This window comes from Pseudoalteromonas phenolica (genome assembly GCF_005886345.1).
GTDB classification, from domain to species: Bacteria; Pseudomonadota; Gammaproteobacteria; order Enterobacterales; family Alteromonadaceae; genus Pseudoalteromonas; species Pseudoalteromonas phenolica_A.
Window position 1 is genome coordinate 1 of record NZ_PNEC01000002.1, and the last position, 14,319, is coordinate 14,319.

The window sequence follows — 14,319 nt, forward strand, 5'->3', positions numbered from 1 at the left end:
TGCGCAGCTCAGGTTATTTATGGAAATGGTCAAAATTGTTCGCCAACAAGGTGAAGGCTTTGTGCCTTATAAATGGCCAAAACCTGGTTTTGATAAGCCCGTCGACAAAATCTCTTATGTTAAAGGGTTTGCACCTTGGCAGTGGATCTTAGGTTCAGGTGTTTATCTAGATTCCATTGAAGAAGACTCTGCAGAACTTAGAAATTTAATGATCATTGATGTAGTTGTCTTGCTTATCATTTTGGCCGCACTGATTTCTTTAATTAGCAACAGTATTCTCAATCCCGTCAATTTAGCGACTGAAATGATGAAGAACATTTCCCATGGCGAAGGTGATCTCACCCAGCGACTAGATGAATCAGGCAAAGATGAGATATCACAATTAGCGAACTACTTTAACGCCTACACTGAAAAAATGCGCCATTCTATAGAACGCGTTTCACACAGCGATACAGAGGTCGAACGACTTTCAAGTTCAGTGGATGATAAAGGTAAAGTCAATTTAAATCATATTGAACATCAAAATGATAACAGTCGACAAGTTGCTACGGCAGTCGAACAAATGAGCATGCAGATAAAAGAGGTAAGTGAAAATGCTGAAGCTGCAGAACATGCAGCTAATGATACGCTTAAGAACAACAATAACGGTAAACAAGTTGTGGCTAAGACCATCACAGCAATAGAAACCTTGTCGAGTAATATTCAAGAAATCAGCGAGGTGACCACCGTGCTTGCTGAAGAAAGTAATAACATAGGTTCTGTATCAGATGTAATAAGAGGGATCTCAGAGCAAACTAATCTACTTGCACTAAGTGCGGCTATTGAAGCTGCTAGAGCGGGTGAGCAGGGTCGTGGCTTTGCAGTTGTAGCTCATGAAGTAAGAACTCTTGCTAGCCGTACAGGCCAAAGCACTGATGAAATCCAAACCATGATAGAGAAATTACAAAAAGGTGCTCAAGAAGCAGTGAGTGCTGTGCAGGCAAATCAGCAGATCTCTGTAGACACAGTAAAGCAAGTTGCAGAAGCCGATGAAGTGTTAAATGAAATAGAGCGACTCATCATGTCCATTACAGATATGAATAGCCATATAGCGCGTGCAACAGAAGAACAAAGTACGGCTGCTCAGGAAGTAAACTTTCGGATAACCGTTCTGTCAGAAGCCACCGATCATTCACTAGAAACAACACATGCACTTACTGAAGCCAGCTTAAGTTTAAAACAAGCCAGTCATCAATTATCAGAAATTGTAAAGGGATTTAAGATTCATTAGATGACATAGTTATCAGTCAGCACTCAGTAAAAACAAAAAAGGGAGCATATCGCTCCCTTCTCATTACTTAAGAAACAAACTATGCATTTAACTCTTGTTCATACTCAGCAAATTTATCGCCAATTTGCGCAGGTGGCTCGTCAGTGATTAAACTCACCACAACAATGGCAATTGAAGAAAGAATAAATCCTGGGACAATCTCATAAATTAAACTACTTAAAGATTGGCCATTAATTTGGATTGGTGCATAAATCCAAATAAGAACGGTCCCTGCCCCGGCTAGCATGCCAGCTAATGCACCTGCAAAGTTCATGCGTTTCCAAAGTAAGCTAAATAATACTAACGGACCAAATGCTGCACCGAAACCTGCCCATGCATTACTTACCAAATCTAAAATAGAACTATCACGGTCATACGCTAAATAGATGGCACACATTGCAACTAGTGCCACACTGATACGACCAACTAATACAAGCTCTTTATCTGTCGCATCACGACGAATAAAGATTTTGTAAAAGTCTTCTGTTAATGAGCTTGAGCTCACTAATAACTGTGAAGAAATTGTACTCATAATCGCAGCGAGAATAGCCGCCAGTAAGAACCCAGATATAAGTGGATGGAATAATAACTGTGACAATATCAAAAAGATTGTTTCAGGATCGTCAACTACAAGGTTTTTCTCATGGGCATAAGCAGCACCAAAAAGACCTGTAAATACAGCGCCGAGCGCTGCAATTATCATCCAGCTCATACCGATACGACGTGCAACAGGCATATCTTTCACGCTTCTAACTGACATAAAACGCACTATGATATGTGGCTGACCAAAATACCCTAACCCCCAAGACATTGCTGAAATAATACCTATTGCACCACCAGCACCAACCCAAGTTAACATATCAGGGTTCAACTCATTAAGAGTAGAAGATAAGGGATTCTCTAGTAGAGAGAAAGTCACTAAAGGCACTAAAACCAGTGCAATGAACATAATACAGCCCTGTACAAAATCAGTGAGGCTCACAGCTAGGAAACCACCAAATAAAGTGTAAAATACGACTACACCTGTCGTAATGTATAAACCAGATTCATAACTTATGCCGAAAGAGTTCTCGAATAACTTGCCCCCAGCCACAACACCTGATGAAGTATAAAGTGTGAAGAATACGATAATAACCAATGCAGAAACAATCCGCAGCGCATTACTTTTATCCTCAAAACGATTAGCAAAATAATCAGGAATAGTAATCGCATCATTTGCTACTTCAGTATAAACACGTAGCCTTGGTGCAACTAATAAATAGTTTAACCAAGCACCAATAATTAAGCCGGTAGCTATCCAAGTGCTGCTAAAGCCTGTAACAAACATCGCGCCCGGTAAGCCCATCAGAATCCAACCACTCATATCTGAAGCACCAGCAGAGAGTGCTGCGACACTAGGAGGAAGGCTTCGCCCACCTAACATGTAGCCTGAAACATCGCTGGTTGACTTACGATAAGCGTATAGCCCAATACCCAGCATTACGAGAAAATACAAAACCAAAGATACTAAAGTACCTGTTTCCAAAACTTACCTCCGCTTACTCATTACGAGATGATTGCTTGGTGATTAAAGATTATTTTTATTTATAAAAGTCACTATATCATGACTGCAAAGTTAACCCTAGATAAGTGCGTTCAATGTAAACAGCAATAAAAACTAAGAACAAAGAATGAATAAAAAACTATATTTTATAAATTAGTTAATGCTTTACTACGCAATATATTTTATATTTAACATTGTCGAGAGTAACAGGAATAGTAGTACATGTATTTTTATGCAGCCCGCCAACCTATTTTTGATCAACACAAACAGCTTATGGGTTATGAGCTATTGTTTCGAGATGGCGTAGACAATGTTTTTCCAAATATAGACGGGGATGAAGCCACCTCAAAGCTCATTGAGGGCAGCCAGTTTAACTTTGGTTTAGAAGACTTAACGGATAGCAAGCCTGCATATATTAATTTTACACTGGATACCATTCTTAAAGGTTATCCAACCATGTTGCCCAGTGAACAAGTCGTTATAGAAATTCTAGAAACCGTTCAGCCTGGTAAACGCTTACTTGCTGCAGTACAAGAGCTAAAAAATAAAGGTTATACCTTAGCCCTTGATGACTACAAACACCAAAAAGTGTGGCGTCATTTTTATCCATACATAGATCAAATTAAAGTCGACCTCCTGATCACCTCAGATGAAGAGATTGCAGAGCTCATCGAAGCCACCAAAGAATTTGAAAGTATTAAGCTTGTTGCAGAAAAAGTAGAAACCAATGAACAATTCGAAAAGGCCGTGGCTCTGGGCTTTAGTTACTTTCAAGGCTACTTTTTTGCCAAACCTGAAATGGTGAAAAGCAAATCCCTGCCTCCTTCAGAAATGGCACTTGCAGAACTGCTTTATGAAACCTCAGTGGTTGATGTAGATATCAAAAAAATCACCTCTGTTTTTGAAAGAGACGTCAACTTATCATATAAGTTACTTCGCTATTCAAATTCCGCTGCTTTTAAACGACGTGCAGAGATAAATACAATCAAACAAGCGGTGGTTGTACTTGGCAACCAAGAACTGAAAAAGTTTTTATCTCTTTTATTCGCTGCTCAAGTTTCCTCTGAAAAGCCTATCGAATTAATCAAACTGTCTCTAACTCGTGCACGCTTTTGTGAGCTACTCGCGCAAAAACATAAGGGGATCCAAGACACTGGCATGGCTTTTTTAGTTGGTATGATGTCACTGATGGATGCGATTTTAGATGAAAGCATGGAAGGCGTTATGAAAAAATTGCCTTTAAGCAATCTGATCAAAGATGCCTTAGTGCAAAAACAAGGGATACTGGCGCAATATTTAGGCCTCATCAAAGCCTATGAGCAAGCAGATTGGGAGTTGACCGGTGAATATTGTGAACGTATTAAATTTAGCAACGATTTACTACCTGAAATTTACAACCAAGCTGTTACTTGGGGCAACGAGCAACTTCAAGTCATGGAGTGCAATTAGTACAGAATTAACTTGATATAAATCAATCAAGATATTGTCGCATCAACAAACCCCGCTAGGTGCGACAATCTGTCACATTCCTCAGCAAATAAAAATCTATACACTGCCCACAACTCTCTCAATTGCTGGGCTTTAAAATGAAAAAATCAATTCTAAATGGATTTATCTGCACATTATTAAGTAGTTATGCTGTAGCTGATGACATAGAAAAAATCGTTGTCATTGCACCAATGCAAACACCACTCAATATAAAAACCGACCCTAAATTACCAAGGCAGCCCTTGCCTGCTCAAGATGCGTCAGATTTACTCTCAAGTATCAGTGGCTTTTCATTAATCAAAAAAGGAGCAGCAAGCTCAGATCCAGTCTTTAGAGGTCAAGCAGGCTCGCGCTTGAATATTTTAACTGATGGCAACCTCACCTTGGGTGGATGTGGAAATCGTATGGACCCTCCAACGGCTTATATTACGCCACAAACCTATGACACGCTTACCGTAATAAAAGGTCCACAAACAGTATTATATGGACCAGGTAACAGCGCTGCGACCGTATTATTTGAGCGTGATAGTTACAGAATGGATAAAGCTGGTATAGAGGGTTTTAGTAACCTAGTGCTTGCCAATGCCGGGCGTCGCGGTATTAATTCCCAGCTTAAATTTGGAGATCAAAACTACTTTGCCAATATATCAGCCAGCTATAACAAAGCGGACAATTATAAAGATGGCAATGGCACGCATGTGCATTCAGCGTACGAGAAGTGGAATACCGATTTAGAGTTCACTTACACACCAAGTGACGATAAGATTATTAGCCTTTCACTTGGGCGTAGTGATGGCGAAGTTGCTTATGCTGATAGAGCAATGGACGGAAGTTTATTTGATAGAACCCATAGTGCAATTAAATTAGATTGGTTACTTGAAGGCACCGTCATTAAACGCATTGAAGGGCAAGTTTTTTACAATTATGTCGATCATATTATGGACAACTTCTCATTACGTGATTTCGTTGCAACACCAATGAACAAAACGCCTAGAGCGATGAACCCTGACAGAACAACTTACGGCGGGAAGTTTTTAGCACACGGTGAGTACAATAAAACGAGCAAGTTTAGCATTGGCGTTGACCATCAAAGTAATGAGCATACAAATCGTATGTCTATGAATATCAATATGATGCCAATTGACAATCAAACGCGTACTACCGACGGACATTTTGAGCGGTTTGGCGTGTTTGCTGAATACGAATTTAGTCCAGAGGAAAATAAACAATGGGTATCGGGCTTGCGCGTAGACAGGTGGCAAGCAACTGATGAGCGCAAAATGGCCGGTTCAATGATGATGATGTCCCCTAACCCGACTGCTTTTCAGACTCGAAAGTCATCTTTGTATAGTGGGTTCACAAGATTTCAAACTCAAACCGAAAATACCAGTTACTTTGCAGGCTTCGGTTATGTAGAACGATTTCCTGATTACTGGGAAATATTAGGAGCGGCGCGAAGCAGCGAAAAGACCACAAGTGCTTTTAACACAAAGCACGAAGCCACTGGTCAATTCGATTTAGGCTTAGTCCACCAAACTGATAAGTGGCAAAGCTCTGCTTCTGTTTTCTACAATCAAACCGATAATTTTATTCTCATCGACAATACGTTTGAGAAAATGGGTAAATCGGCAAAAGTAACGCGTAACGTTGACTCTGAGAGCTTTGGTTTTGAGTTAGACAGCAAATATTCACTGACAAAGTCGTTATCAACCGGTGCAAGTATGAGTTGGGTAAGAGCAACAAATCTAACTGATCATAGACCATTAGCGCAACAACCTGCTTTACAGGCTCGTTTTACACTTGATTACGCACTAAAAGATTGGCAGCTTGGCATGCTTTGGCGTGTTGTACAAAAGCAACATCGTGTTGCTGTTGGCCAGGGTAATATCGCAGGTCAAGACGTCTCAAAGTCCGCCGGTTACGGTGTGCTGTCAATAAATGCTAACTACAGTCAAAATCAAAACATAGACTGGAGTTTTGGGATAGATAATTTACTTGACAAAGCCTACAACGAGCACTTAAGTCGTGCAGGTGCGGCTGTCAATGGCTATGAGCAGACCAGCAGAGTGAATGAAGCGGGGTTAACTGCTTGGCTTAACCTCAACTGGCGCTTTTAACTCTTAGGGTTAGTGTTAGATAAAGAAAAAGCCAAGTCATTGACTTGGCTTTCTATTAAGTATGCTTGCGCGCTTAAAGATTCTCTAAGAAGTCTTCATCAAAATCTTCAACTTCTTCTTCTTTGATTGGTGGGTTACCATCATACAGCTCGTAAAGTTGACGCTGGAAGTAGATATCTTTCATGAACACATACGGGTCAAGTGACTCACGAAGTAGCTTCTCTTGCGATAATAAACTCGCACGCGTATCAATTGCTCTCACAGCAAAAACTAATAGGCTTTGAGGTGTAGACATCGCAAGTTCAGGTAATACAAACTTGTCTACCACGTCACCTGTGATGTTTCTAGCGGTAGAAGGTCCATAGCCTGGCAACATCAAATATGCGCCATCACCAACGCCCCATACGCCTAAGGTTTGACCAAAGTCTTCATCTTTATGCTTTAAACCTAATGAGCTTGCAACATCAAAGAGACCAAAAATACCCACTGTTGAATTCACCAAGAACCGCGCGGTATTGATGCCTGTATCTTTTGGTTTTCCTTGTAATAATGAGTTAACCGCATCGGTAGGAGCTGCAATATTGGTAGTAAACGCATAGACACTTTTTCTAACCGGATCATTCGTAACGGCTAGGTACCCTTCGGCGACAGGCTTCAAAATATATGCATCAAGTACATCCATATTGAAGTCGTACACCGTTCTGTTGATACTTTGAAGCGGATCTCGCTCATCAACTTTTTCAGGGGAAACTGTTGCACACCCAGAAATAATGAGTGCAGCAAACGCAGATAATATAGGTTTTAACATTTAGCTTCCTGTGCTGGTTATTACACGACTGATCTCAACACGCACAATTGATGGCGCATTATCTAAGGCTATCACGTCTGATTGACCTTCTAAGTCGCCTGCCTGCACCGTTACAGCTTCATCACTTGAAACTCGGGCAGTGATCTCAACTTTTTCAAAATTAGAAAGCTTCAAATCAGGCATCATAGCCATGCTGTCATCAAGTGTAACAGTAATCGGAAATTGAAATTGTTTTAATTTGTTCACAGCCAATGGCATTGGTGGGCCATTATGGGCTTTAGCAAAAATAAACAGCGTCGCATTGTCTGGTAACTGACTTGCTATAGAATCATTTAACGACACAGATACCGTCAATGATGCACCTGCAGGAGGCTGACTTTCTTCATGTGCGTGTGCATCAGGATTAATTTTATGTTCGATATCATGAATACGCTCTGAAATCATGGCATAGCGAGGGTCATCTTGGGTCATAGAAGATTGCAGTACTTCAAATGCGGCTTTAGCTTCTTCCCAGTCTTGACGCTCATATGCGATTAATGCCAATAGCGAAATCGCGTCCATATTACTTGGATCAGACTGTAAAACTTTAGATAGCATTCTCGCAGCGCGGTTCATGCTCGGTTCAGTACCTTCAATTAACAGTACTTGGCTAAAGTTTACCAATACATTGTTATTATCAGGCTGCATAAACAGTGCTTTTTCGAAAGCTTGCTTGGCCATATCATTATCACCCAGTGACATAGCAACACGGCCTAACAGCATCCAAGCAACAGCATCATCGCCACTTTCTGCCAGCTTTGTGCGCAGGCCTAAAGCAAATGCTTGAAGTTCATTTTGAGACAGTGGTTCGCCTTGCTGTAAAACCGCACGCTCACCAAATTCTGGCAACCTATCGATGGCAGTGTACCAGTCTTCTATTTGCTTTTGACTGCCTGTAAAGCCATAAAATACGGCACTCACTGCAACTAAAAAAGCCAAACCTGTTAGCGCGAATATACGGTTATTACCTCGAGCATTAAGTTGCTTCTCAGGAGATAACTCATTAAGCAAGCGGCGCTTTAACTCAACAATTGACTCGTTGTAAACTGTTTGCTCAATTTTCTTATCCGCAAACTCTTGCTCTAAATCATCTAGGCGCTGTTGATATATGCCAATACGCTCTGCATTGGCATCAGAATCAACCGCGATGACCTTTTCACGTCGTAAAAATGGCACCACAACAAATAAAGCGGCAAGAATTGATAATAGAGCAAACATGCCCCACATTTGCGTCATTGCGCTCATGAATTATGCTCCTGACGTTGATACTGCTTGATCAGTTGCGCGAGCTTTTCTTCGTCTTGCGCATTCCACTTTTGTTTCTTTGACGCCTTCTTTTGTCGAAAGACAATAAAGCCAAAACCAATGATCACAATTAGTACAGGTAATACCCAAAGTACAATGGTTGCAGGTGTCACCGGCGGTTGGTAGTGAACAAAGTAACCATAACGGTCAATCATGTAATCAATGACTTCTTGCTTTGATTTTCCTTCGTTCACTAGCACTAGTACCTTGTCACGTAAGTCCTTAGCGACAATCGCATCTGAATCAGCGATATTCTGGTTTTGGCATTTCGGACAACGAAGCTCTTGCGTCAACGCTTTGAAGGTTGCTGCGCGCTCAGCATTGGCAAATTCATATTCATCTTGGGCACTGTAAGCTAAAAAGCTCAAAATACTCAGAAATAACAAAGTTAAAACTCTCATTCTGATAACTCCTGCATAACAGGTGCAAACTTAGCACGCCAAACTCGAGGGTTTATGTCACCTATATGGTGCAATAGAATCGTACCATTGGCATCGACAAGGAAAGTTTCCGGTGCACCTGAGACGCCTAAATCAAGTGCCAGAGTGCGATGTAAGTCTAAAATATTGAATTGATATGGGTTGCCAGCTCTATCAAGCATATTCTGCACTTCATTACGCAGTGCATTAATATCAAATTGATCGCCAAAGTCTGGGTCATAAGCTTGTTCATAGTACAAACCAATAATGCGCACCCCACGCTCTCTTAACTCAGTAAGATAGCCTAATTCAGCGATACAGGTCGGGCACCAAGTTCCCCATACATTCAGTAAATATACGTCACCTTTTAGGTCTGTATCACGCCACTGTTTTGATTCATCCATTAAATCAGGTAAAACAAAGCTTGGCATCGTTTGACCTATACGGCCGGTTTGTAACTCTCTTGGGTTACCAAACAGGCCTTGGTACAAGAAAACGCATAAGAAGATAAAGATTAAAAAAGGAATAAAACCTAATAGCTTTTTATTCATGCTACAGCTCCCTTTATCTTTCTTCTACGGTAACGCTTATCTGCCACAACCATGAAGCCGGCAAGTGAAATTAAAATACCACCTAGCCACATCCAGCGAACGTAAGGTTTGTGATAAATACGTAATGACCACGCACCTTCACTCAGTTGCTCACCGAGCGCTAAATATAAATCTCTGAAGAAACCATCGTCAATCGCGGCTTCTGTCATAAATTGCATGCCGATATCATATAAGCGTTTTTCAGCATATAACTCAACGATGAATTTATCGTCTTTTAACACAGTTACCACACCCGCATGGCCACTGTAGTTTGGACCGCGAATTTCCTTTACACCATCGAATCGATAGCTGTATTCGTTTAGCTGTGCCACGTCACCTGGCTTCATACTGACTGAACGTTCAACTGAATACGCTGATGTGAGTGTCACACTGGCTATCACAAATGCAATACCAATATGGCCAAGCACCATTGCCCAATAACTTAAACCTAAGCGTTTTAAACCATGAGCGAAACTGTCTTGTACCGACGCCTTATCAAAAAAATCTACCAATGTACCTAGCGTGATCCACACTGCAAGCGCTGTTGCGATAAACGTCATTGGCGCAACATATTCGTAATTCGGCAATAACCACAATGTAGTCAGTGCAAGAGCTAAGACCAACATACCCCCCCACTTTTTCACCATAGGCGGTAATTGGTTTTGCTTCCAACGCATCATAGGTGCAATGCCTAATAACAATGCAAAAGGTACAACCAAAATAGAGAACATTTGATTAAAGAAAGGCACACCAATTGAAATGGTACCCAGGCCTAACTCTTTATGGATCATAGGCAACAAGGTGCCCAGTAATACAATGAGAGTTGCCACCACTAAAAAGATATTATTCGCCCAGAGAGTCACCTCTCGAGAAGCAAACTTATAGCGTCCCTCACTATAAACTTCAGAAACGCGCATTGCATATAAAGCTAAGCTACCACCTACCACAACGCCTAAAAACGACAAGATATATAGTCCTCGGTCTGGATCAGTCGCGAAGGCATGCACTGACACAATGATCCCTGAACGAACGATAAAGGTACCCAGCAAACATAAACTAAACGCAGTAATAGCAAGTAATACCGTCCAAGATTTGAACACTCCGCGTTTCTCAGTAACTGCTAACGAATGCAGTAATGCAGTAGCAACTAGCCATGGCATCAGTGAAGCGTTTTCAACTGGATCCCAGAACCACCATCCGCCCCAGCCTAGTTCTGCATACGCCCACCAACTGCCGATAGTGATACCTAATGTTAAGAAACCCCACGCAACCATAGTCCATGGGCGAGACCATTTAGCCCAAGTATTATCAAGCTTACCCGTTAGTAATGCCGCAATTGCAAACGCAAAGGATACAGATAGGCCCACATAGCCCATATAAAGCAATGGTGGGTGAATGATCATACCCGGGTCTTGCAGCAGCGGATTTAAATCTCGCCCTTCTACTGGGTAATAAGGCAGTAAACGCTCAAATGGGCTCGACATCCATAAGGTATAAAGCATAAAGCCAACCCCCAAGAAACCCAGCACGCCTAGCACGCGAGCACGTAAAACCCAAGGTAAAGAGTTTGACATAAGCGCAACCAATGCAGTCCAAGACGACTGCATTACGAGCCAGAGTAAAATTGCACCTTCATGGCCACCCCAAGTCGACGTAACCTTGTAGTACCAAGGTAAAGTTGTGCTTGAATGATGTGCCACATACGCGACGGTAAAATCATCAGTCAGCGTGACATAAATTAAAATTGCGAAAGAAAATAGGACAAAAAGACACTGACCAACAGCCAATGAAGGCGCTGCTCGCATTAACCTAAGATTACCGGTGTAAGCGCCCCATAAAGGAAAAATACATAGCAACAAGCTTAAGCCCATTGCCAGTACAAGCGAGAAATAACCAATTTCTGGGATCATACTAATTCTCGTTATTTAAATTATATTTTGGTTTTTCGTGTTTGATACCTTTAACGGCTTCTGCAATTTCAGCAGGCATATATTCTTCATCATGCTTGGCTAAAACTTCAAAGGCCTCAATCACATCAGGCTCAATTAAAGTACCTTGTGCGACAATACCCTGACCTTCACGAAACAGATCTGGCAAAATCCCATGATAACGAATAGTCACCATAGGACCGGTATCAATGAGCTTAAATTCAACTTCTAATGAAGTTTCATCGCGCTTTACTGAGCCTGGTACGACCATACCGCCAATTCGTAACTTTTGACCTACGAATGGCATTTCATAGTTTTCACCCTTACCATTTATGAGCTCTGACGGGGTGTAGAACAAATTAATGTTTTCTTGTAATGCGTATAAAGTTAAGCCAATCGCTGAGCCAAGACCAAAGATAATGCCTAGCACAGCAAACATGCGTTTTTTACGTCTAGGGTTCATGCTTGCGCCTCCTCTTTTGCTTTCTTGATACGCTCTTCACGCAACATTTGCGCTTTTACTTCTTTTTTTAGTTTCTTACCATCGTTAAGAGAACTAAGTAGAATACCAGCCAAAATAGCGGCACAAGAACCATATGAAAGCCACACAAAGAAGCCGTAGCCACCCATAGCTATAAAGTCACTAAAAGATTCGAACTGCATTGTTAACCTCGACTTACTAAACTGCGTACCCAAGGACGGTGTTTTTCACGCTGAAGAATTTCATTCTTTAAACGAATTAGTGAAATCACACCCACAAAACCAGCAAAGCCAGCGATGTTGATAAATAAAGGCCACAACATGCTAGGGTCAATTGCCGACGTATCAAACTTAGTGATGGTTGCACCTTGATGTAAAGTGTTCCACCACTCAACTGAGAAATGAATAATAGGTAGATTGATCACCCCAACGATCGCTAAGATACACGCTGCTTTACCCGCCGCCTTTTTATCTTCAAACGCATGATAGAGCGACAAAACTCCTAGATATAAGAATAAAAGAATAAGCTCTGAGGTTAAGCGTGCATCCCACACCCACCATGCTCCCCACATAGGCTTACCCCATGCAGCACCGGTGATAAGAGCAATTGCGGTCATTGCAGCCCCTACAGGCGCAATCGCAATTACAGCCAACTCAGCATTTCTCAACTGCCAGACGAGCGCCACTATTGCGGCAATCGCCATTGAAGAATACGCGCCCATAGACAAAATAGCTGAAGGCACATGAATAAAGATGATTCTGTAACTGTCTTTTTGTTGGTAATCAGCTGGCGCAAACGCTAAGCCCCAGACCCAACCAACAACTAAACAGACAACGGTAATTACGGCAAAATACGGCAGTAAGGTGTTACACAACTGGTATGCACGATCTGCTTTAGCGTAGGGATGTAACCATTTCCACATGTTAACTTACACTCACTCTTAATGCTGACGATATGGCCAAGGGTGCGGCAATGCAGGCAACTGCTAACATCGCACCCAAGATTGCAAGCTGCCCTCCATATGCCAGCGACATGCTGCTGGAATCAATGGCTGAAGTTGCAAAAATTAGGACAGGAATATACAGAGGTAAAACAAGTAAACTCATTAGAATACCTCCTTTTTGTAAGCCCACTGTTAAACCAGCGCCAATGGCACCGATAAAGCTTAACAATGGGGTTCCGATTAATAAGGTTAAAATGGTTGCACCGAGCGCCTGAGACTCAAGATTCATCAAAAGTGCAAACATGGGTGCCATCAGAACCATAGGTAATCCGGTGATGGTCCAATGCGCAAAGACTTTCGCTAACACGCACAAAGACAACGGATAGGGTGAGGCAATCATTTGCTCTAATGAACCATCGTGATAATCATCTCTGAACAACTTATCAAGTCCTAGCATAGTAGACAGTAACGCTGCGACCCAAATAATACCTGGCGCCATGCGGGCTAATAACCCTGGCTCTGGACCTATTGCTAGGGGAAACAACGTAATGACAATGAGGAAAAACAACAACGGGTTTACTATTTCTGCACGTTGTCTAAATGCTAAAGTGACATCTTTGCTGTATACAGCTTTAAAAAGCTGCCAATAAGAATGGTTTACTTGCATTAGTGTCGATACTCCAGCACTAAAGTTTGTAATTGTTCAAAATGCTGAGTGAGGTCTTGGTGCGTTGTTAATAAAATTGACCCGCCTTGCTCGAGATGCTCATTAAAGCGGCACTGCAACATGGCAACGCCTTTTTTATCTAGGGCTGTAAAAGGCTCATCTAAAATCCACAGCTTTGCGCTGTTAAGCCAAAGTCTAACCAGTGCAACTCGGCGTTGCTGACCTGCTGATAGTGTTCTAACCGGAACATCTTCTAGGCCCACTAAGCCTAACTTGCCTAGTAGGTCATACACCTGACTTTCATCGTTATAACCGTGAACACGCAACCAATGACAGACATTTTCAAATGCTGTGAGTTGGGTGTTTACACCCGTTTTATGCCCAATGAATAATAACTCAGCAGCAAATTCATCGTAATAATCATTAATTGAACGCTGCTCGAACAGTACTTCACCCTCTTCTGGTTGAGCAAAGCCTGACAAAATCCTCAATAAAGAGGTTTTTCCCGCACCATTTGGGCCTTCAATTTGCATAATCTTGCCAGATCCGAGTGTAAAGCTAAGCGCTTCAAACAAACAGCGTTCTTGCTTGACGCAAGTGACAGATTTAACCTCTAGCAAATTAGTATTCTCGGTACGTAAAATTGGGCGATAGTCTACCATAATGGTATGGTAATACGAAC

Annotated in this window: 14 protein-coding genes; 3 read left to right on the forward strand and 11 right to left on the reverse strand. The window is 41.8% G+C overall.

What is annotated here, in order from left to right; all coding sequences use genetic code 11:
- The coding region (locus CWB72_RS00925) for a methyl-accepting chemotaxis protein (protein WP_138628570.1) at positions 1-1,270 on the forward strand (1,270 nt) is incomplete at its 5' end.
- A gap of 79 nt (positions 1,271-1,349) precedes the next feature.
- Here CWB72_RS00925 and putP read toward each other — a convergent pair.
- Positions 1,350-2,834: a sodium/proline symporter PutP gene (putP, locus tag CWB72_RS00930; RefSeq protein WP_138628572.1), complete on the reverse strand. Its 1,485-nt coding sequence runs from the start codon at positions 2,832-2,834 to the stop codon at positions 1,350-1,352.
- Positions 2,835-3,074: 240 nt separating this feature from the next.
- Here putP and CWB72_RS00935 point away from each other — a divergent pair, with 240 nt between their 5' ends.
- Positions 3,075-4,301 carry an EAL and HDOD domain-containing protein gene (locus CWB72_RS00935; protein ID WP_138628574.1) on the forward strand — a complete coding sequence of 409 codons (1,227 nt, stop codon included), beginning with the start codon at positions 3,075-3,077 and terminating at the stop codon, positions 4,299-4,301.
- Between the two features lie 137 nt (positions 4,302-4,438).
- On the forward strand, positions 4,439-6,457 hold the full coding sequence (locus tag CWB72_RS00940) for a TonB-dependent copper receptor (RefSeq protein WP_138628576.1): 2,019 nt from the start codon (positions 4,439-4,441) through the stop codon (positions 6,455-6,457).
- Between the two features lie 73 nt (positions 6,458-6,530).
- Here CWB72_RS00940 and CWB72_RS00945 read toward each other — a convergent pair whose 3' ends face one another.
- Genes CWB72_RS00945 through ccmA form a run of 10 tightly spaced genes read right to left on the reverse strand, consistent with a single transcriptional unit; the run spans position 6,531 to position 14,299 of the window.
- Entirely contained in the window at positions 6,531-7,265 is a 735-nt protein-coding gene (locus CWB72_RS00945) for an MlaA family lipoprotein (RefSeq protein ID WP_138628578.1), read from the reverse strand.
- Positions 7,266-8,540 (reverse strand): c-type cytochrome biogenesis protein CcmI, encoded by a 1,275-nt coding sequence (gene ccmI, locus CWB72_RS00950; protein ID WP_138628703.1) that lies wholly within the window; start codon positions 8,538-8,540, stop codon positions 7,266-7,268. It abuts the gene before it with no gap.
- Positions 8,541-8,545: 5 nt separating this feature from the next.
- Positions 8,546-9,010: a cytochrome c-type biogenesis protein gene (locus tag CWB72_RS00955; RefSeq protein ID WP_138628580.1), complete on the reverse strand. Its 465-nt coding sequence runs from the start codon at positions 9,008-9,010 to the stop codon at positions 8,546-8,548.
- Positions 9,007-9,579 carry a DsbE family thiol:disulfide interchange protein gene (locus CWB72_RS00960; protein ID WP_130255643.1) on the reverse strand — a complete coding sequence of 191 codons (573 nt, stop codon included), beginning with the start codon at positions 9,577-9,579 and terminating at the stop codon, positions 9,007-9,009. Before CWB72_RS00960 ends, CWB72_RS00955 begins: the two co-directional genes overlap by 4 nt.
- A complete protein-coding gene (locus CWB72_RS00965; RefSeq protein WP_138628582.1) occupies positions 9,576-11,528 on the reverse strand; it encodes a heme lyase CcmF/NrfE family subunit in 1,953 nt (650 codons plus the stop codon). The genes CWB72_RS00960 and CWB72_RS00965 overlap by 4 nt, the downstream gene beginning before the upstream one ends.
- A gap of 1 nt (position 11,529) precedes the next feature.
- On the reverse strand, positions 11,530-12,009 hold the full coding sequence (gene ccmE, locus CWB72_RS00970; RefSeq protein WP_138628584.1) for a cytochrome c maturation protein CcmE: 480 nt from the start codon (positions 12,007-12,009) through the stop codon (positions 11,530-11,532).
- Positions 12,006-12,209 carry a heme exporter protein CcmD gene (gene ccmD / locus CWB72_RS00975; RefSeq protein ID WP_138628586.1) on the reverse strand — a complete coding sequence of 68 codons (204 nt, stop codon included), beginning with the start codon at positions 12,207-12,209 and terminating at the stop codon, positions 12,006-12,008. The genes ccmE and ccmD overlap by 4 nt, the downstream gene beginning before the upstream one ends.
- A 2-nt stretch (positions 12,210-12,211) precedes the next feature.
- The gene (locus CWB72_RS00980; RefSeq protein WP_058029221.1) at positions 12,212-12,949 is read right to left on the reverse strand and encodes a heme ABC transporter permease; all 738 of its coding nucleotides are present in this window, start codon (positions 12,947-12,949) and stop codon (positions 12,212-12,214) included.
- Position 12,950: 1 nt separating this feature from the next.
- Complete coding sequence (gene ccmB, locus CWB72_RS00985) at positions 12,951-13,637, reverse strand: heme exporter protein CcmB (RefSeq protein ID WP_138628588.1); 687 nt, start codon at positions 13,635-13,637, stop codon at positions 12,951-12,953.
- Positions 13,637-14,299, reverse strand: a complete 663-nt coding sequence (ccmA, locus tag CWB72_RS00990; protein ID WP_212747864.1) for a cytochrome c biogenesis heme-transporting ATPase CcmA — start codon at positions 14,297-14,299, stop codon at positions 13,637-13,639. Before ccmA ends, ccmB begins: the two co-directional genes overlap by 1 nt.
- Positions 14,300-14,319 lie beyond the last annotated feature (20 nt).